Origin of the sequence: Desulforegula conservatrix Mb1Pa (genome assembly GCF_000426225.1) — a bacterium.
Classification (GTDB): Bacteria; Desulfobacterota; Desulfobacteria; order Desulfobacterales; family Desulforegulaceae; genus Desulforegula; species Desulforegula conservatrix.
Genome location: NZ_AUEY01000007.1, coordinates 43,519 through 64,058 on the forward strand (window position 1 = coordinate 43,519; position 20,540 = coordinate 64,058).

The 20,540-nt window shown below is 39.6% G+C and carries 11 protein-coding genes; 5 read left to right on the plus strand and 6 right to left on the minus strand.

Annotated elements, in window-relative coordinates; all coding sequences use genetic code 11:
- Positions 1 to 351: 351 nt before the first annotated feature.
- The 3 genes from K245_RS23090 to K245_RS0104725 all read right to left on the minus strand — a co-directional run bounded on the left by K245_RS23090 (position 352) and on the right by K245_RS0104725 (position 4,608).
- Complete coding sequence (locus K245_RS23090) at positions 352 to 1,485, minus strand: patatin-like phospholipase family protein (RefSeq protein WP_035276486.1); 1,134 nt, start codon at positions 1,483 to 1,485, stop codon at positions 352 to 354.
- A 496-nt stretch (positions 1,486 to 1,981) separates the two neighbouring features.
- Positions 1,982 to 3,163: a radical SAM family heme chaperone HemW gene (gene hemW, locus K245_RS0104720; RefSeq protein WP_027358380.1), complete on the minus strand. Its 1,182-nt coding sequence runs from the start codon at positions 3,161 to 3,163 to the stop codon at positions 1,982 to 1,984.
- Between the two features lie 287 nt (positions 3,164 to 3,450).
- A complete protein-coding gene (locus K245_RS0104725; protein WP_027358381.1) occupies positions 3,451 to 4,608 on the minus strand; it encodes a radical SAM protein in 1,158 nt (385 codons plus the stop codon).
- 365 nt (positions 4,609 to 4,973) lie between these two features.
- Between K245_RS0104725 and mltG the strand changes: the two genes are divergently transcribed.
- Positions 4,974 to 6,011 (plus strand): endolytic transglycosylase MltG, encoded by a 1,038-nt coding sequence (mltG, locus tag K245_RS0104735; protein ID WP_027358382.1) that lies wholly within the window; start codon positions 4,974 to 4,976, stop codon positions 6,009 to 6,011.
- Positions 6,012 to 6,013: 2 nt separating this feature from the next.
- The gene (locus tag K245_RS0104740) at positions 6,014 to 7,036 is read left to right on the plus strand and encodes a glycoside hydrolase family 3 N-terminal domain-containing protein (protein WP_051283876.1); all 1,023 of its coding nucleotides are present in this window, start codon (positions 6,014 to 6,016) and stop codon (positions 7,034 to 7,036) included.
- Between the two features lie 462 nt (positions 7,037 to 7,498).
- Here the strand turns inward: K245_RS0104740 and K245_RS26325 are convergent, their stop codons facing one another.
- Together K245_RS26325 and K245_RS0104755 are read right to left on the minus strand one after the other, a co-directional pair.
- Positions 7,499 to 10,585, minus strand: coding sequence for a CHASE4 domain-containing protein (locus tag K245_RS26325; RefSeq protein WP_027358384.1), 3,087 nt, complete (start codon positions 10,583 to 10,585; stop codon positions 7,499 to 7,501).
- A 171-nt stretch (positions 10,586 to 10,756) separates the two neighbouring features.
- The gene (locus K245_RS0104755) at positions 10,757 to 12,721 is read right to left on the minus strand and encodes a transglutaminase family protein (RefSeq protein ID WP_027358385.1); all 1,965 of its coding nucleotides are present in this window, start codon (positions 12,719 to 12,721) and stop codon (positions 10,757 to 10,759) included.
- Between the two features lie 456 nt (positions 12,722 to 13,177).
- Between K245_RS0104755 and K245_RS26330 the strand changes: the two genes are divergently transcribed.
- Positions 13,178 to 16,105: a DUF294 nucleotidyltransferase-like domain-containing protein gene (locus tag K245_RS26330; protein WP_084156128.1), complete on the plus strand. Its 2,928-nt coding sequence runs from the start codon at positions 13,178 to 13,180 to the stop codon at positions 16,103 to 16,105.
- A complete protein-coding gene (locus K245_RS0104775; protein ID WP_027358386.1) occupies positions 16,105 to 16,857 on the plus strand; it encodes a metallophosphoesterase family protein in 753 nt (250 codons plus the stop codon). The genes K245_RS26330 and K245_RS0104775 overlap by 1 nt, the downstream gene beginning before the upstream one ends.
- 467 nt (positions 16,858 to 17,324) lie before the next feature.
- Here the strand turns inward: K245_RS0104775 and K245_RS0104785 are convergent, their stop codons facing one another.
- Positions 17,325 to 19,157, minus strand: a complete 1,833-nt coding sequence (locus tag K245_RS0104785) for a peptidase U32 family protein (protein ID WP_027358388.1) — start codon at positions 19,155 to 19,157, stop codon at positions 17,325 to 17,327.
- 418 nt (positions 19,158 to 19,575) lie between these two features.
- On the opposite strand from K245_RS0104785, the gene K245_RS0104790 reads away from it, so the two are divergent.
- Positions 19,576 to 20,538 carry a universal stress protein gene (locus tag K245_RS0104790; RefSeq protein ID WP_027358389.1) on the plus strand — a complete coding sequence of 321 codons (963 nt, stop codon included), beginning with the start codon at positions 19,576 to 19,578 and terminating at the stop codon, positions 20,536 to 20,538.
- The last annotated feature ends 2 nt before the right edge of the window (positions 20,539 to 20,540 follow it).

Consider the following 20,540-nt stretch of genomic DNA (forward strand, 5'->3'; position numbering starts at 1 on the left):
ACTGGAACCAGCATGGAACCGATTCTTCTGATATTGGCGATAAAATTATATGAAAATGCTTCAAAAATTTATAACTGACGTCGTGTCTACAGGCAAGAAACGCGTGATTAAAGGAAATTATTTTACATTGAGGACATTGTTATGTCGAATTACCTAAATGGATTTTGCTAATACTTGCAAAATAAAAGCAGCTGGCAAGCTTTTGAAGGTTTCTAAAATCCCGATTCCCTTCATTCCTAAGGGGCGTGTCCCGATGAAAACCGGAATCCAAAAACAGCTGAAAGTATCGCATGCCGGATCAAGTCCGGCATGACAGTAACATGACTTAATATGTTTGTCTGTTTTAAATCATCACAACTGGGCGGCAATCCTTGATCCCAAGAATTTATAAACAGAAGAAGCCTTGTACTCCGGCGTGCTCTTAAGCCAAGGCGTCTGGGCTATAATTTTTTTCATATCATCATAACCATGTTCGGCTCTTTTGCTTATGGATGATCTCGAAAACTCGCAATCCTTGGTTGAGATTTCAAATTCGGGTGGGTCATAAACAACGTGTATAACGTCAAATCTGGAATCTGCCGTATACTCTTTGATCTCTTTAAGTACAGGATCATTTTTCAGATCTTGCGGAAGAAGCTCATACACATGCCCCAGGGCTTTGGCGAGGTTATGACGTTTGGATATATGGACAAGGTTATGAGCGGATCTGCTTGTATACATAATATCTTTGGATCTTATTGTTACTTCATCGAGATTAGCCGGTTCTTTGCCTATGGGATTGAAAAGATCTATCATGAATACGAGGGTGTCCATAGCTGGCTTTGCGTTGAATATACCATCAACAGGAGTATTTGAAACACATCCTCCATCCCAGTAAAGATCTCCGTCAATAACAGTGCCGGGAAAACCAGGAGGCATAGACCCACTTGCCACAACATGCTCAGGCTCTATTTTCATATGAGCAGAATCAAAATATACAAGCTCTCCATCTTTAACTCTTACTGATCCAAGAATGAGCCTTGTTTTTCCGGAATTTATTCTTTTGAAATCTAAAAACTTACCAAGATTTTCAAGTATTGGAGTCGTGTCATAATAGCTTGTGGCCTCCACAGTTCCATCCTGATGAAATTGAGGCGCTGGGACTCTGGGAGTAAAAAAATTGGGCTGGCCAAAAATAAAACCTTGTAAAGACGACATCTTGTTGTGCATCACTTCCATTTTAAGGTCAGCATCCGCTAAAATTGGAACATCAGGCCATGAAATGGCTTCCCAGAATTCGTTAAGCTTTGCCAGCCTGTTTTCAGGGTCGTTTCCTGCTATTATTGCTGCCGTAAAAGCGCCTATAGATATTCCAGAAACAAGATCAGGTTTAAATCCGGCTTCATGCATGGCCTTGTAAGCCCCAATATGATAGGCGCCGAGTGATCCTCCTCCCTGGCATGCGAGGGCTATTCTTTTATAGTCGTGGGATTTATCATTTTTCATTGGGCCTCCTTAGAATGGGAAATATGTGGGTTGGGTTTATAGAAATGGGATTTACGATAAGAAACTGCAGTTATTATGATTGTCACAAATAAGAATTCCAGCAATAGCCGTTGATTGGAAAATCCATTTATAGACGTAGAAGTAATGCTGATTGTTTTTGGCTGTGTTCCCCTTAGATGTTGAAAAGCGAAAGAACAAACCTTTTTGTAATTCTGGATCTTGGGGAACTTGTTGCAATAAGACGCGAATGTCCTAAAGTTGTGTTTACGCTGTTTACTTACCTGAAAATTTTTGCTGAGCTTTTTTAAAAAGCGACCAACTGTAGTAGCAGGCCTTTGAACACCTTAAAAATCGGCTTTTTTTGACGGCAGATTAGCCATGCAAACCAACGAACTCTTCATTCAAATTTGAAATTAAGTATGCCTGCTCATTCTTTTCGACTTTATCAAAATTATAGCAGCTTAAAAGTTATTAACAAAGTATTAATGTGTTTTTTTTAATCAATTGGATCCACTGCATTCAGAATCCCTTTTGTAATGGCATCGGCGGCAAGCATTCCTTTTTCACTGAGAATCAGTCTGCCTGAATCAATAAAGGCAAAACCATCAGATTCATAAAAATCAATCAATGGTTTAATTGCTTTTTCAATATCGGAATCAAACTTATCTTTGAATAGTTTTAAATCAAGGCCTGATATTGTTCTGAGAGCCAAAAAAATGGTTTCGGTCATCAGCTCTTCCTTACTAAGGATTTCCTCACCTGAAATAGCAAGCCTTCCACTTGCCAAGTCGGATATCCAGCTTTTTAATCCCCTTTGATTCCACCACCTTCTTTTCCCGTCGAAACTGTGGGCTGCAGGCCCAAAACCTAAATATGGATCATGGCTCCAGTATTTCATATTATGACGGGAATAATAATGATTATTTTTTTCTTTGACCCTGCCGAAATTTGATATCTCGTATCTCTTGTAGCCTAATTGCGCCAATGTTTCCCCTGCATCGATGAACATCTGGGCGACGTCATCGTCACTTAAAGGAGATATTATACCTTTGGACATTGAAGCAAAAAAAGGAGTCCCTTCCTCATATGTAAGGCTGTAGCATGAAATATGCTCAGGCCTGAATTCTGAGGCCTGGTAAAGATCATTTTTCAGGTCATTTGGCGTCTGTCCAGGAATTCCAAAAATAATATCAAGCCCTATATTACCAAAACCGGCTATTCGGGAGATTTCAAGAGCCTCCTTGGCCTGTTTTGAGGAATGTATCCTTCCAAGAATCCTCAGATTGGAGTCATTGAAAGACTGAACGCCAAAATTGATCCTGTTTATTCCTGAATCGAGAAAAATCTTAAGGTCTGCCTTTTTGAGTGCGCCCGGATTTGCCTCAATGGTAATTTCACTTTCCGGTGATATCCTGAAATAACGTTGAAGTGTTTCCATGACAGAAGAGATCCTTGCCCCACCAAGCAAGGATGGAGTGCCCCCTCCAAAATATATGGAATCGACACAAGTGCCATTAATTGAATAAATATTTGAATGCATACTTATTTCAATTTCAAGAGCTGATATGTAATCATCAAAAAGGGAAAGGTCGGTTTCAGAATAAAAATCGCAATAAAGACATTTATTCAGACAAAAGGGTACATGAACATAAATCCCCAGTTTTTTTTCATTTACCAAAATAATAAGTCTCGTAAAAAGTGTTCAAAGTCATGAAAAGGGTAGCTATCTGTTTTAAGTAGCTGATATTTTAATAATTTTTATGGAGTCGCAAAAAGACCAATAAGGCATCATCGTCATGCCGGACTTAATCCGGCATCCAGTATTTTAAATTTTTTCTGGATTCCTACATGCGCCGGAATGACTGAAATCGGATTTCTTGCGACCTTGTCAAATAGTTAGTTCTAAAAAAAAGCACGACAAGCAATAAACTCTGCCGGGTTCCTCTTAAAACCTGTCAACAGGCTTTAAATAAATCTTTTCATCAGCTCTGTGATGGCGTCATCAACAGTATCTGGCGTAACCTCGAATCTTGTACAAAGTTCCTCTGCCTGCTGTCTCATACCCGGGTTTTTCATATCTGCTATTCCATGGAAAAGGCCTATTCTTCTGCCTATCTGATAAACCATTTTATCTTGCGGAGGCATATCAAGGAAGGCATCAATAATTCCGAGCATCTTTGCCTTATCTTCCGGGAAATGGCCCTGAACGTCTTCAAACAAATTCAAAATATGATCGCTGGCAAGATAACTGTCAATACCTTCAATTTTTTCAAGAAACAGCCTTAATTCCCTGGCCACGGTCAAATCGCTGCATTTTACAAAAACGCCATTTGACCAGTCATCAAAAAGCTCCACATGATTGGGTATCGCAAGGGTTCTGAGTCTTATAAAATCCGGATTTATCTGATTCAGGGCATCTGCGGATTCCAGTGCATGCTCTTTAGAAAGATCTTCCCCCCCAAGTCCAGGCATTATGTATTCTGAAAGCTCAATGCCCGCTTTTTTAACCTTTTGACCTGCACTGACATGATCGGCCTTTGTTACTCCTTTTTTTACCTTTGCAAGAACCTTGTCAGAACCCGACTCCATGCCGATATGTATACGATTAAGCCCTGTTTCTGCCATAAGTTTAAGGTCATCATCACTTATCCTTGCAACTGTGTGGCTTCTTGCATAGGAAGTTATTCTTGAAACCCAGGGAAAAACAATTTTCAGATGTTTTAAGACATCAATCAGATCTGCTGGCTTAAGTATCAGGCTATTGGCATCCTGAAGAAAAATGGATTCCATACCGTATCTGTGCCATTGAAGAGCAGCCTGGAATGCCTGGACTTCGTTGTAGGGAACTTCATTTGCAATTCGGTTGAGCCTGGATCTTGAGCCATGCACACTCCCGGAAGATTCAACGATTTCGTTAACGTATTTTGAAACCATGTCTATGTCTTTAATTACATGCTCAACAGGTCGCAAAGAAAATTTTTCGCCTTTGTAAACAGGGCAGAAACTGCATCTGTTCCAGGGGCAGTTCCTCGTTACACGTATAAGAAGACTGGTCGCCTCACTTGGAGGGCGGATAGGTCCCTGTTCAAATCCCTGATATCTTTCATTTTCAATATTAGCCATATATATCCGTTTTTACCCGTAAAAATATTATTGTGGTTATTAATATAAGGGCATTGCCGATGTCCTTCAAGATCCGCAGCAACCTGAAATAAAAACATGTTTTTGTATAATAATGACAAATTAGCAAAAAAGTCCGATTATCTTCATTCTGGCGGGGCCTGCCCTTGTAAAAACTGGGAGCCTGAATCCAGAAGTACCTGAAAATACAAAGATGCCGTACCAAGTCCAGCATGACGCGAAAGCCATTTTTCGGCTTTTTGCAATTCTATCAATAATGATTTCCATAAAAATAAATACAATATCTGCTGGAAATCATCTTTCAATACTGGTAACAGATTACTTAAAAGCATGAAAGATTTAGATTTATGAAATTTATAAAAAAAGATTTGATTAAAAAAGCACTCGTCCTGTCAGCAGTATCAGCTGTTATTATATTAATAATTGCTGCCGCCTTGTTTTTTGGCGTTAAATACTATTCAAAAATTCCTTATTCAGAATCAGAAGAAACAGTAATTGTCGATATTCAGCCTGGCACAGGACTGGTCAAGACATCTGCCCTGCTTAAGCAAAAAGATCTGATCAAATCTCCCCTTATCTTTAAGGCCTACACGGTGATGATCGGTTTTGATAAAAAGATAAGGGCCGGCGAATATGAGCTCAGAAAAAACATGTCAGCGTCAGAAATACTAACTATTCTAGCCGAAGGCAGAGTCAAGCTTTATAAAATTGTTATTCCTGAAGGGTACGCCCTATCGCAGATTGCTCTTATAGTTGAAGCATCCGGGCTTTCTGACAAAAAAAGCTTTATGGAATCTGCCACTGACAGGGAATTTATTAGAAGTCTTGGAATTAAAGCAGATTCAATTGAAGGCTATCTTTTCCCCGAGACCTATCTGTTTCCCAAAAAAACAAGTCCTCAAAAAATTATAAAAACGATGGTGGCCGGTCTTTTTAAAATTTACACTCCTGATTTTTTCAAAAAAAGTGAGCAGATGGGGCTATCCCTTCACGAAACCCTCACCCTTGCGTCAATTATTGAAAAAGAGACTGGCAGTGCGGATGAAAGACCAATCATATCATCGGTTTTTCACAACAGACTCAAAATTGGCATGAGGCTCGAGACTGATCCCACCGTTATATACGGAATAAATAATTTTGATGGTAATCTGACAAGGAAAGATCTTGAGACGCCTACTCCATATAATACATATATTATAAACGGGCTTCCGCCTGGTCCGATAGCAAGCCCCGGTGAATCAGCAATTAAAGCCGCACTCTACCCTGCTGACACAAAATATCTTTATTTTGTGTCAAAAAATGATTCGACCCATCATTTTTCAGAAAATTACAAGGAACATCAGAACGCCGTAAGGCAGTATCAGTTGAGAAGAAAACAGGACTAAAAATGCCGATTAACGATTACCTGAACAGCTTTCTTATAAATAACCCGAAACCTGACCTGACTGCTGGCCAACTCCTTATGTTTGGCTTTGACGGAACTAAATTCAACTCGGACATCAGATTCCTGATACAAAAACTAAAAATTGGCGGCGTGATTCTGTTCAAGAGAAACATCGAAAGCCCGGGACAGGTAAAGGATTTATGCATGGCAATGCAGGAAGCGGCATTGTCTGCGGAACTTCCTCCGCTCTTCATTGCCGTTGACCAGGAAGGCGGCGCAGTCGCAAGACTTAGAAAGCCGTCTTTTGATGAATATCCCGGAGCTTCAGGCATAAAATCCCTGAAAGAAGCCGAAGAAATATCAAATGAAATGTCAAAGGTGCTTAATAATCTTGGATTTAATATGAATATGGCACCTGTTCTTGATATTGCTTTTGATCCTTCAACAAGCATAATGAAAGACAGAGCGTATTCTGACTCGCCTGAAGGCGCAGCCGAATTTGGCAGAACCGTCGTAAAAACATTTCAAAAAAATGGAATAATGGCAGTTGGTAAGCACTTCCCAGGAATTGGCAGAACAGTACTTGACTCCCACCTGACCCTCCCTCTTCTTGATACAGAAAAAGAGATACTGATAAAAAACGATCTTGTACCGTTCAAGGCAGCAATAGATGAAAATGTGTCGGGCATCATGCTTTCACATATTTTATACAAAAATATTGATTCTGAATGGCCGGCAAGTCTTTCAGTTAAAATTGCGGGTGATCTTCTCAGGTGTGAAATGGGCTACAAGGGCCTTGCTCTAACAGACGACCTTGATATGAAGGCAATCAATCATGATATAAAAACCTGTATTTCCAGAATTATCATGGCAAATATCGACATGACACTTATTTGCAGCAGAAACTCAAATCAGGAAAACGCGCTGGACGAGATATTGAGACTTTGCAGGGATAATTCCAATGCATCCGGGAATGCTTTCAAATCAGCAGAGAGGATACTCATTGCCAAGGAAAAATTTATTTAAAACCGCCATCTTTGCAAAGATAGCAGAAGGTATGATTTCCGTCAGGCAGGGTCTGTTCCTTTGAAAACAGGGAACCTAAATATAGAAGCATCTGAAAATACAAGGCTATATTTTAGTTAAATGTTGAAATATGTAGAACAAACTGTTTTTAGATCAATGTCGGATTACGAGCAAAGGACGCTCTAATCCTACCTACGAATTGTTTTTTTTATGGCTAATTAACCATTATGGACTTGCAGTCGAAAAATGGCTTTAGCGTCATGCCGGGCTTGATCCTGCATCTTTGTATTTTCAGGGACTTCTGGATTCCGGCCTGCGGCGGAATGACGAGAATCGGACTTTTTGCGACTTTGTCAACCATTCAAGTTAGCTTTTTAGAAAAAATGCAGGATCAAACCCGGAGTGACCCTGAATAACTTAGATAAATATCTATATTTTTGATAAAAAGTGTAATCAGGCACTTTATTTTTTCTTTTCCATATATTCACAAATTTCTTTCAGAGTATTTGAAAGAACTCCGGAAACGATGGGTTTTTTAAGGAAAATTCTTGGCCCTTTGAGATTTGCCTCTTCAGCGTATTTTTTACTGCTGAACCCTGAGCATATAACAACCGGGGTATAAGGACTGATACTAAAAATCTCTTCTGACAGCTTCTCGCCACCAATTTCTGGCATGGAGAGATCTGTCATTACAATATCAACAGATTCAGGCGATGATTTAAAAAATTCTATTGCATGCAAAGGATTCTGCTGTGCGATTACCGAAAAACCCATATTTTTTATCATTTCAGTAAGCATTTCCAAAATAATTGCTTCATCCTCGACAACAAGTACGGTGTATTTTTTTTTAAGTTTATTTTCTTCAGTGACACCGCCGACTTCGCTTAAATGGCCGGTTTCTGAATGCTCCGAAGCTTTTATGATGTCATGATCTGAAGTATCATACTCAGTAAAAAGATTTATTATATTGGAATTTTTCATTAAAACTGGATGGACAGATTCCTTGACTTCCAGCAAAGGCAAAAAAACCTCAAACAATGCTCCTTCGCCAGGTTCACTTTCAACTCTTATTGCTCCGTCAAGGCTCTTGATAATTCCGTGAACCACCGAAAGCCCCATTCCTGTTTTACCCAGTTTCTGCCTCGTTGTGAAAAAAGGATCAAAGATTCTGTCAATGGTATCAGGAGTCATTCCATGGCCTGTATCAGAAATTGAGATGCGTACATAATCTCCATATTTTGCCATTACGTCATTATTATTATCAAGATATACGTCATCAACAGCAACCTCCAGAATGCCTTTGTTTTCCCCGCTCATGGCATCCATGGCATTTGTGCATATATTTATCACAATCTGGTGAATATGATTCGGATCAGCACTCACAGACGAATGGGAACTTATTTCAGTCCTGATCTCAATTATGGAAGGAATGGATGATTTAACTAAATTAAGAGCCTCTTTTACAGCAGCCCCCACTTCCACGGTATGTTTTTCTATTTCTTTTCTTGTACTGAAGGTAAGAATCTGCTTCACAAGACTCTTTGCCCTCTTTGTGGCCTGGATAATTTTTTCCAGACGATCCGAAAAAGCTGAATCAGGGTCAGTGGTAATCTGGCAGAGTTCTGCATGCCCCATTATTGCCGAAAGAATATTATTGAAGTCATGGGCAATTCCGCCTGCAAGTGTACCTATGGCCTCCATTTTGTAAGCCTGCCTGAGAGCTTTTTCAAGCATGATTCTCTCTGTTTCATCAAACAGATATCCCCTCATCTGGACAAACACACCATCATCATCAAAAACACCTATAATATTGCCTATGAGGTATACCGGATCTCCATTTTTCTTCCTCATGGTCCATTTGATGCCTTTAAGCTTCTTTTCTTTTTTTAATATTTCGAGAAGCTGGGTTCTGGACTCACTCAGTATATATAACTCATTTGCATCAATATTCATAATTTCTGAAACAGAGTCATAACCGAATATGTTTGCAAACGCGATGTTGCATTCTATGATTCTGCCTTTTGGATCTGAAATAAAATCTCCGGTCAGATCCTGTTCAAAAAACTCCCTGTATACGGCCTCATTTTTTCTGATCATTTCTTCTGTTGCCTTTAAAATGCTTATATCAACAAAAGATATTATTAGCACCTCGCCGTCCCTGCGCTTTAAAGGCGTAATGCTCTTCAGGACATGAAGACTTACGCCAGTATTTTTAAATATCAGACCCTCACATGTATAAACGCCTCTGCTTTTGGCGGCTGCTGAAGCAGAATGACCTCCGGAAACGTCGGATATTATTTCACTATACTTCCTTCCGATTATTTCCTCCTTTGAATATCCAGTCATCTCCATCCCTGCCTGGTTTATATTAAGGACTCTATGATCTGCCATATCTGCTGAAATCACTCCGCAGTCAATGGCGTCCAATAACCTGGCAAGATAGGCCTCGCTTTCCATCAAGGCATCTCTGTCTTTCATATGATCGAGATAGTATTTTTCAAGTGATTCGAGCATTTCGTTAAGCGAAGTTGAAAGCAAACCAAATTCTTTGCCTTTGGCAATTTCAAGCCTCGAACTGAAATCTCCTTTTGAAGCAATATTTCTTGCACTTCTGCTCAGATTGAAAAGAGGAGAAAGGACTGACTTGTCTATGAAAAAAAGCAAAAAAGCCAAAAGAATAAATGATGAAAAAAGAACTATAACAAAATATATTACAGCCTCTCCAAGTACTTTTGTGGCAAATTCCCTTGGTATTGAAATGGATAAAGCAAAAGAATCAAGGCCGTTTGAGTCTTTTTGAAAAATATATGCCTGGCTGTTCCCTGTGTTTTTTATGGAAATGAATGCGGTCTGAAATTCATCGTCTGTTTTATGCTCGACAAATTTCAGATTATCTTTGAGTTCAGGCTTTCCCGGAAGGACTGATATGTTAAGCCCAAGATTTTTTTCAAATTCTTCTAACACTTCATTTGAGAAAATCCTGCCAAAAATAAGAGTTCCTTTTATCGGTCCAGTATAATTGCTCGTTCTTATAGGCCTTGAAATCAAAAGCACAGGCATTTCCGAATACAGAAAAAAAGATTCTGACTTACTATCAAGCTTGTTATGTTTTAGAAGTTTTTTTTCTTTTAAAATTCTTTCTAAAAGATCATCTGGGAATGGAGCCGAGGCTTGTGTTAAAGGGTTTAAAAAATTCACATGAACGACTTCTGACTTATTGTTTAAAAAGACAATAACATTTGTTTTAATATTACTGATGGTTTTATCGTTAAGGTTTTCATCAATAAACTCCTGGTTCTTATCCTCTATAAAAACGTAAGTATCATCCCAGGCAGACCAGTCATTGCACAAAGAACTGAGGTTTGTTTTTAAAATATTTATTTCATGATTTACTCTTTTTATGTTCATGTCGGCATTTTCAAGCTCAAAGCTTTTTATGCTTCTGAAGGTCATGCTGTAAAAAGAGAGGACCAATATGGCCATTATCACAACAGATAAAATGCAGAGAGACAAGAGTACTTTTGTTCTTATGCTTAGTTGTTCGGTCATGAGGCCACGCTTGATTGAAAAATGATTAAGATAAAAGGTGATCAATAAAAACATGTATTATTATAACTTAAAATAATACATGTTTAATTTAGCATATTACATACGGACAGGCCACTTATTACTATTAATATTCCGGGGAACAAGAGCTTGATTATGGAATCAGTCTGGCAGTTATTTTTTTCTTCCAGCAACGAATTTTCTAACCATTGTCGTAAATTCAGAAATATTTTCTTTATTTGACGTGACATTTGCGTATTTTAGAAAAATATATTTATTAATTATTGGCTCAGCGGTATTTTTCAAATCAGGCCTCTCAATACGAATCCTTTCTAAAAACTCGAATGGGCCTTCATTATTGTATTTATTTAATCCGATCCTTCCCATTTTGTGGCAAAATTCAATCCATGCCCAGGCTATGGGGTCTTTTTTTTTCAATGGATCGCGAAACCTGATTTTCCATGATACAAGAAAAATGGCAATTCCTGAAAACAGCATAATAAAAATTATATAGAGTGCGCCGCTGACTCTGGTTGAATTTATACCAATGGATTCGAAGAAACTCTTCTGCTTATTGTATGTATATCCTATGACAAAACTGTTCCATCCATGATTGATATAGTCCAATATATTTGCGGTTTTTTTCCATAAGGTACCTATAAATCTGTTTTCAGGCAGAGTCATCAACACCGGCATTTCATCAACAGGAACCGCAGAAGATAATCCTCTTGTAAATATGTCAGGAGCAACCACGGATGTAGGATCAATTATTGTCCAGCCTTTGTTTTCGAGAAAAACCTCTACCCAGGCATGAGCCTTATCCTGCGTGACTGTTATATGACCGCCAACAGGATTAAGATTACCTCCAAGATAACCGCCAACAACCCTGGCCGGAATTCCTGATGCTCGCATAAGAAAAGTAAACGCAGACGCGTAATGCTCACAATATCCCTTTTTTGTTGAAAACAGGAACTCATCAACTGAATCGGCAGTAAGGAGTTTTGGAGGCCTAAGTGAATATGAAAAACCGCCATTCCTTAAAAAATCAAGCGCGGCACCTATAATTCGAGTCTGGGAAGAAAATTCGCTTTTCCATCTACTCCCCAGTTTTAAAGACAGATAATTGCCCGATTTCGGTAGGGCCCAAAATTCCTCGCCAGGACTTATCAAGGCCAGCTCATTGCAAGATTCTTCTGAAAGAACTGTGTATTTTAGCCTTTCAGTTATAATACTTTTTGACTTAAGAGTTCCGTCAGTCTGGATTTCTGATCCTTGGGGCGCTTTTACAGGGCATCCTGAGACAAACATATAACGGCTGTTACTCGGTTCAAGAGTAATTACATATTCATATTGAGCCTCGCTTTTTGAAGAATATTCAGGAAAAGCATACGCCATTGATTTTTTCCAGGCCCGTCCGTCAAAATTTCCAAAAACCAGCCCTTTCCAGTAGAGCTTGTTAACAGGAGGTTTTTTGTCTTTAAAATCGACCCTGAATGCTAATTCTCCTGTTAAAGCCAGATCGCTCAAGGCTCCGGGCACAAGCGTATCTGAAAAACCAGCCTTACCTGAGTTGATTCTGAATCCTTTCCACAATGTTCCCTGTATTCTAGGGAAAAAAACAAACATGATGATCATCAATGGGAGAGCACGTATCAAAAGAGCCCCTGATATCCTGATGCATCTGCCAGGCTCAAGGGACTTCTGTGTATAAAAAACAAGGACGGAGGTTGTTATAAATACGGAAATAAACATGTAAAAGGTCATCATTACTGAGCTGGAAAACAGCAGATTTGATATTATAATAAAATATATAATAAATACGGTTATGATCAGATCCCGCCGGTTTTTTATTTCAAGGAGCTTAAGACTTGTCATTACACATATGAGACCAACTCCTGCATCCTGACCAAGAACAGTTCTGTATTCAGAGAGTATTCCTGCGATGCCTGCCAGCGTAAGAAGAACCAAAATCCATTTTTTCGCCTGGTATGACACCCGGATGGAATGCCCGGTAAAGGAATATCCCCAGAAAAAGATGCACCAGACCATTATCCACCAAGGCAGCCTTTGGAAATGAGGAATGGTGGCAATGATAATGGAAATTGTAAGGGGTTTTAAATCCAGGGCATCATTATTCATGAGGATTCCAGTATGGAACGGGTTAACTCAAAAACTTCAGCCGCTTTTTGAGCGTTGCTTATGCTTAAGCATGTGTTCGGAGGTAAAACTGATAACCAAAATTCAGCAAATATTGGTGACTTATGTGAATTATACTATTATTCTAAAAGGATATTTAAAGGTTTTGCAAATTTTTTTTCAAAAAGAAGTATAACAAGTTCACAAAAAGTTCTGTTTCCGACATTCCGGCTGGGCCTGTCCCGGTGAAAACCAGGGGCCTGAATCCAGAAACATCTGAAAATACAAAGATGCAGGATCAAGTACGGCATGACGAGGAAGCCCTTTTTCTGACTTTTGGGTAGACCATCAAGAAGAACATGCTAAAAATCATTCTATTGTTTGTTGACATGGCTTGTCCTTTTTGAGAATGTCCAATCATCCTGATTGATAATTATAACCCCAAATGTGAGTGATGCCATGGCTGAACACATTGAAAATGTGCGCTGGCAGTCTTTTGTGGTGCGCATAATTCTGCCCACCATATTGACTATTGTCCTGTTTATATTAGCAATTTACCTTTTCATAGTTCCGACTATAGAACGTAATAGTATGGACCGCAAAAGGGAAATGATCCAGGAATTAACAACATCAGCCTGGAACATTCTTGCAAATTTTGAACATGAAGAAAAAAAGGGCCTTTTCACGAGGGAAGAAGCCCAGCAGCAAGCAATGGAACAGATAAAAAATCTTCATTATGGCCATCAGATGAAAGACTACTTCTGGATTAACGACATGACTCCGCGCATGGTCATTCATCCTTACAGAAATGAGTTGAACGGAAAAGATCTCACAGATTACACAGACCCTGAAGGGAAGCATGTATTCATAATAATGCGTGACCTTGTCCGCCAGAACGGCTCAGGTTTTGTACAGTATATGTGGCAGTGGAAAGATGATGAAACACGTGTCGCGCCCAAATTATCATATGTAAAAGGATTTGAGCCCTGGGGATGGATCATCGGGACAGGCATATACATTGACGATATAAAACATGAAATATCTGTGATTACAAAAAATGTAATCCATATATCGCTTATAATCATGGCCATAATGTCACTTCTTCTGACTTCCATAATCATTCAGCATTTTAAAACAGAAAAAAGAAGAAGCGTAGCAGAAAAAGCTTTAAGGGCGTCTGAAGAAAAATACCGTACGCTTGTTGAATCAGCGTCCGAAGGTATGCTCATGGCAATGGATGGGAAATATATCTATTCAAACCAGACCATTGCAAAACTGCTCGGATATAATCAGGCTGAATTCGGCAATCTGCGAATAGATGAAATTTTTGCAAATAATCCAAGGCATCCCGGATATCAGATTGTCAGGGATTTCATTGATGGAAAGAAAACATCGGAGCGCACCGAAGCCCAGCTCGTTACAAAATCAGGAGAAATCAAGGATGTAATTATCTCCACTTCAGACATTTTCATTGATGGCAAAGATGGCTTCATAGCAGTTGTGACAGACATCACAACAAGAAAAATGGCTGAAAAGGCACTCGGCGCAAGCGAGGAAAAATTCAGAACCATTACCAACAATCTCAATGTCGGTGTTTTCAGACTTTCAACCGGAGACAAGGCTCGTTTTGTTGAAGCCAACCCGGCCATGATAAGAATATTCGGTTTCCCGGACAAGGACACGCTTCTTAATCAGACCGTTTCGGAGCTTTACGTATCCGATGACGACATGAAGAGGATTGCCGTCAAATCCGCAGGAGGAACTCTTGACAGGGAAATTGTGAATTTCAAAAGATATGACGGCACTGTTTTCTCAGCTGCAATATGGGCAACTGCCGGCAAGAAAAAAGATGGAAGAATCATATATTTTGACGGTATCATTGATGATGTTACGGAGGTCATGGACAGAGAAAGACAAAGAGACAGGCAGTTCAGTGAAATGCAGACTGCCCTGCTCTTCCTCAATCAACCCATTGAAACACTGCCACTTGAAAAAACGATTGAGTGTTCAATTGATACTTCAGTCATAGATGCGGCAAAAATAATGAACCGCGACAATACTGACGTACTTCTAGTTAAAGATTCAACAAACAAGTCAGTCGGCGTTATTACGGATGGAGACATGAGGCGCAATATTGTGGGGAACTCCGATATGCTGAATGTCCCTGTAAGCAGAATAATGTCTTCTCCTGTTGTCACAGTTCCTTCATACAGCTGCATATTCGAAGCCGGTATGATGATGGGACAGAATGGAATCTCCCATGTTTTTGTGACTGACAGAGACGGCAGGATAGAAGGGGTTTTAAGCAGTGACAGCATTGTACCTCTTCAGAAATATTCTCCGGCAGTTCTCCTCAAAGCAATCCAGAACGCCACAACATGGCAGGAAATGGTGGCCCAGAAAAGCGCCCTTCCATACATAATCACAAACCTCATAAATATCGGCGCAAAACCCCAGCACATAAACCACATAAACACCGTGGTCGCAGACACGTTGATGAACAAGCTTATTGAATTCGCGATAGAAGAACTCGGCCCTCCTCCTGTAAAATTCGCTTTTCTTGTATTCGGAAGTGTCGCCCGTAAAGAGCAGACCATTAAAACAGATCAGGATAATGCCATTGTGTATGAAGACGTCCCGCATGAGGATGCACACAGTGTACAGAGCTATTTCATGACATTTGGCGAAAAGGTTTGCGGATGGCTTGACGCAGCCGGTTATTATTTCTGTGACGGAGATGTAATGGCCAAAAATGCGAAATGGTGCCAGCCTATTTCTGTGTGGAAAAAGTATTTTACATCCTGGGTCACAACAGGAACTGCAGAAGATCTTCTTCAGACAAAAATCATGTTTGATTTCAGATGCACCTATGGCGAGTATGAATATGCGAGCCAGCTAAGAAATCATCTCCATGAAATATTGGCTAAAACCCCAAGGTTTTTCCAGCTTCTTGCTCGTAACGTCCTTCTAATAAGTCCGCCCCTCGGCTTTTTCGGAAATTTTGTAACAGTTCCGGTGGGTGACTCAGGAAAAGGGTTTGACATAAAAAGCTCAATGATTCCGATTGTTGACTACGCCCGTATTTACGCTCTCCAGCATAAAATGGAAGAGACAAATACCCTGGATAGACTCAATGAGCTTTACAGGCGGAATCTGATGTCTAAACAGAATTACCATGAAATGATCCAGGCTTATACATATCTGATGCAGATACGCCTCAGAACCCAGTCAGAAGCAATTTCAGAAGGAAATACCCCGGGAAATTACATAAGGCCGCATGACCTTTCTTTTATTGAACAGAGACTTTTAAAGGAAATTTTCTCCCAGACCAAAAACTTTCAGGTCCGCCTGAGTTATGACTTCACGGGACAGATGGAAGGCATTTAATGATTCTTTTTATATCAGATACGCATTGTGCCTATCATCTTATTAATGAACAAATTGAATATGCACAGGAAGAACTGGCAATACCTGTTTCCTGTGTTATCCATCTAGGTGATTTCGGAATTTTCAGACCCCAGCTTTACGATTTTTTCATAAGAAAGAATGGAAGTTTTTTAAAACCTGTCTACTTTATAGAAGGAAATCACGAAGACTTTGACGCCTTTGATTCATTAATGAAAAAATACAACAATGTTTACTTCACATATCTTTCCAGATCCGTTGTGACTGAAATTGAGGGTTACAAATTCCTGAGCCTGGGCGGGTCAGCATATATGGATGCCATGACAACCCCCACAGCATCAGTGATTAAAGACCATCATATTGATGACTGCCTTGAAATTCATTCTGAGGGAGTTGATATAATAATAACCCATGACTGTCCACAGGGCATAGGAGTGCCAAACAGCCCTGGCCTTGAAGTTTACGGACAGACAGGCTTTGCCAGGGGCGATGAACTTGCCAGGCATTTCTCTCCTAAATTATGGATATTCGGCCATCATCATAAATGGTTCGAACTTGAGAAGGGAAACACCAGATATCTCGGTTTGAGCGGAAGCAGAAGAGGATTCGCCCTGCTTGGGGAAAACTACGAGTGCATGATCATAAACCATCATATCCCCTTTAAAAAGCCATCTTTTTTGAGTAAAGCCCTCACTTTTTTGAGAATATTAAGACCTAACGGGCCTTCGCATTAATGTGTCTTTTCACTGCAATAAATCCCAAATTTATTTTCCATTTGAACGGCTTTGGACTTATTCCAATTTAAAATCAAAAGTAACTATTCACTAAATATGAAATTCAAGCTTTTAAAAGGACGCTTTTTTAAAAAAAAGCTTAGCAAAAAACTTCAGGTTTTGGATTTGTTGCCTGAATCCGTTGTGCATAACTTTCTTGAAAATATCATAAAAAAGTTTTTGGGAAAGGTCTGGAAAACACTTTTTACAAAAAGGGTTTTCCAAGAATAAAGCCATCCCTAAAAAAACTAACTGAATAGTTGCAATCAAAATAACATTGATTTGCATGGCCTCAGCGTCACGCCGGACTTGATCGGGCATCCAGTGTTTTCAGTCATTTCTGGATTCCGGCCTGCGCTGGGATGACGGGAATCGGACTTTTTGCTACCTTGTCAAATATTGGGAACTGTATGAAATAAAAAATGAAATCATATGCGCCTGATATACATCTCGCATTTTTTGCAGTCGTGAATGATCCTGAATTTATAATTTTTGTGTTCGATATAAAAGCCGTCAGCATTATTGGCTTTTTTAAGACACAGCCCCGTATTTTTAAGAATGCAGTGGCGGGAATACATAAGAAAGGAATCGGGCTGATCAACAGAAATTTCATACGCCGGCTCAATTTCCTTGATTCCGTGCCTTATGTAGAAATCCCTTGCCTTTTGATTTGAAACATTGGCTGAGTAATCAAGTTTCTGCACGCCTTTTTCATCAAAAAAAACAAAAGAATCAGCAATAATAGATCTTTTTGGCTGAACAAGACAGACAGCCGAGCATCTTGCCTTTCCCATTTCAGCCACAAGCGCCCTTCTCATCTCGTTCATTATTTTAAGCTGGATAAAATAAGGTCGGGATTCAATTTTAAGCCCCATTTTATAAAAAATGGAGTCGCCAAATTTTGAAAGCTGATTTTCGATATTTCTTATTGCAGATTCGGGCTTTTCCGCAGGTATCTTTTCACATTCTATGTGAACACTTGAATAAATCCCATTCTCGTCTGTCGCTGACAGAGCAAAACCATCCTGTGTTTCATAGAATTTTATGTTAAGGCCGATTCGTCTTTCACAAGTCTTTTGTGAAGCAAGTATTTTCAGAAACCCGTGATCCCTGTTCCTGAAAACAGTCATTCCGTTTTGAACAGTTTTAAAAATATTAAAGGATGGATAAATCCTGCCGTTGTCATTTTTATCGACCTGGAATCCTGTAAGAATGCCTTCGTCATTCACAAAACAGAGACCATCATTATTTGATATTTTTTCTTTTGTGTCTATTTCTATGAAATCCCTGCTTACTTTTGATACTTTTCCGATCTCCTTCCCAAGCGATTTAGGCGTATTTATTGAAAAGACTGACTCTTCACCATTTTTATTAAAAAACGAATTAAGGCCTCTGTTGAATGTTCTGTATGGATCAGGCTCAAAAAAGAAAAAAGTTCTGCCTGATGATGAAGCTCCAATATCTTTATTTCCTTCAAATATGCTATCAAGCTTTCTTCTGTAAAAAGCCGTGATATTTTTTACATAATCCTCATCCTTGAGCCTTCCTTCAATTTTAAATGACGTAATACCCGCATCAATCATATCCTTAAGATAATCAGACCTGTCCATATCCTTTAAAGAAAGAAGGTGCCTGTCCTTTAGAAGAAATCCCCCTGCTCCGTTCCTGAGATCCCATTTCAGTCTGCATGGCTGGCCGCACTCTCCCCGGTTTGCGCTCCTGCCTCCAATATGCTGGCTCATATAGCATCTGCCGCTGTAGCTGTAACAGGCAGCACCATGAACAAAGGCTTCAAGATCAACAGTGGTTTCAGATCTGATTTTTCTGATTTCATCAATTGAAAGTTCCCTGGCTAGGATAACCCTGTCAAAACCTGATTTTTCAAGGGATAGAATTTTTTCATGCAAACGGTTATCAGTCTGGGTACTTGCAAAAAGCCTTATTGGAGGCAGATTCATTTCCATATAAGCCATATCCTGAACGATAATAGCGCTGACCCCTGCGTTCCATGCTTCCCTTACCATTTCCTCAGCCTCTTTAAGTTCGGAATCCATAAGTATGGTGTTAAGGGTCAGATATATATCAACATTGAATCTGTTTCCGTAAGTGACAAGCTTTTCAATATCAGACATGCTGTTTCCCGCAGATTTTCTGGCTCCGAATCTTGAAGCTCCAATATATACCGCATCAGCTCCATGATTAATTGCGGCAATTCCGCACTCCGTATTTTTTGCAGGAGACAGCAATTCAATTTTCTTCATTTTAAATACACCCATGACCCAGATTAAATCTTGATGGACTCGCAAAAAGTATAGAAATGGCTTAAACGTCATGCCGGACTTGATCCGGCATCTTTGTAATTTCAGTCACTTCTGGATTCCGGCCTGCGCCGGAATGAAGGTAATCGGACTTTTTGCGAGTCCATCATCTTATAAAACAATGATAAACCTCTTTACTCATAGTATCTGCAGAATACAAACTGTAAAGCAAACTGACAGACCTATTTCCGCGATTTTTCCTCCAAAACACAACAGGCTGATTTTATTAATATTAATCAAATAACAACAAAGACCTGACCTGGCACGATAAATGCTTTTTAGATAAATAACAACAAATTGAATAATTCCAAATCTAAGTTCAGGTTTTAGATATTTCACACTTATTTATAAGGAGGCAATTATGGCTAACAGCACTAATAAAATACTCATTGCTCTTGACGGATCTACACAGTCCATAAACGCGGCGAGATATATAAGTAAGGCTATCCCTCCTGAAAACGCGAAAATCGTACTTTTTTCAGTAAGGACCAAAGCGCCGGACAGTTTCTGGGACTTTGACGAAGATCCTGAAATTACGGCACAACAACCAGCCCTCAAAATGTGGTACGACAAGCAGAAAGAAATTCTTGACAGAACAATGGAAGCAGTCCGCAAGTGTTTTTTGGAGGCAGGATATCCCGAAGATTCCGTAACTGTAAAGATACAGGACAGACAGGTTGGTATTGCCAGGGATATTCTCAAAGAATCCTATAATGGCTATACAGCAATAGTTCTTGGACGAACTGGCATGAGCAGCAATATTGGCGTTCCAATGGGAAGCATTACGGCAAAACTTCTTCCCAAAATTCATCATGCCACTTTTATTATGGTGGGAGAAGCTCCTGAACCTACAAAATTTCTTATAGGCTTTGATGGTTCCCACGGAGCAAAGAAGGCAGTGTCTTCTCTAAAGAGTCTCATCAAGAACTCTGATAAGAAAGTAAATATCTGCCATGTTTTAAGATCTTTGAATCTTCTCCAGGGTTCATATGACCTGTTCCAGTTCAATTTTGACCAGGCTCATTTCCCTAAGGAAGAAAGCACAAGACTCCAGACTGTTGAGAAAAAACTTGAACCGGAAATCAACCTCGCAAAACAGAAATTCATAGAAGCAGGAATACCGGCTTTCCATGTGGAAACTAAAATGATAATGGGATACCAGAGCCGTGCGGCAAGCCTTCTTAATGAAGCTGAAAAAAATGGCTACGGAACAATTGTGATCGGTCGCCGCGGTATTTCAATTGTAGAAGAATTTTTTATGGGCAGAGTTGCGAGAAAGATTACTCAAATGGCCAAGAGTCACGCTGTTTGGATTGCCAGCTGATA

What these genes read in the sequence shown, in the direction of transcription:
- K245_RS23090 (WP_035276486.1), bottom strand. Translation starts at nt 1,485, where the DNA reads ATGAAAAATGATAAATCCCACGACTATAAAAGAATAGCCCTCGCATGC.
- K245_RS0104725 (WP_027358381.1), bottom strand. Translation starts at nt 4,608, where the DNA reads ATGGCTAATATTGAAAATGAAAGATATCAGGGATTTGAACAGGGACCT.
- mltG (WP_027358382.1), top strand. Translation starts at nt 4,974, where the DNA reads ATGAAATTTATAAAAAAAGATTTGATTAAAAAAGCACTCGTCCTGTCA.
- K245_RS0104740 (WP_051283876.1), top strand. Translation starts at nt 6,014, where the DNA reads ATGCCGATTAACGATTACCTGAACAGCTTTCTTATAAATAACCCGAAA.
- K245_RS26325 (WP_027358384.1), bottom strand. Translation starts at nt 10,585, where the DNA reads ATGACCGAACAACTAAGCATAAGAACAAAAGTACTCTTGTCTCTCTGC.
- K245_RS0104755 (WP_027358385.1), bottom strand. Translation starts at nt 12,721, where the DNA reads ATGAATAATGATGCCCTGGATTTAAAACCCCTTACAATTTCCATTATC.
- K245_RS26330 (WP_084156128.1), top strand. Translation starts at nt 13,178, where the DNA reads ATGGCTGAACACATTGAAAATGTGCGCTGGCAGTCTTTTGTGGTGCGC.
- K245_RS0104775 (WP_027358386.1), top strand. Translation starts at nt 16,105, where the DNA reads ATGATTCTTTTTATATCAGATACGCATTGTGCCTATCATCTTATTAAT.
- K245_RS0104785 (WP_027358388.1), bottom strand. Translation starts at nt 19,157, where the DNA reads ATGAAGAAAATTGAATTGCTGTCTCCTGCAAAAAATACGGAGTGCGGA.
- K245_RS0104790 (WP_027358389.1), top strand. Translation starts at nt 19,576, where the DNA reads ATGGCTAACAGCACTAATAAAATACTCATTGCTCTTGACGGATCTACA.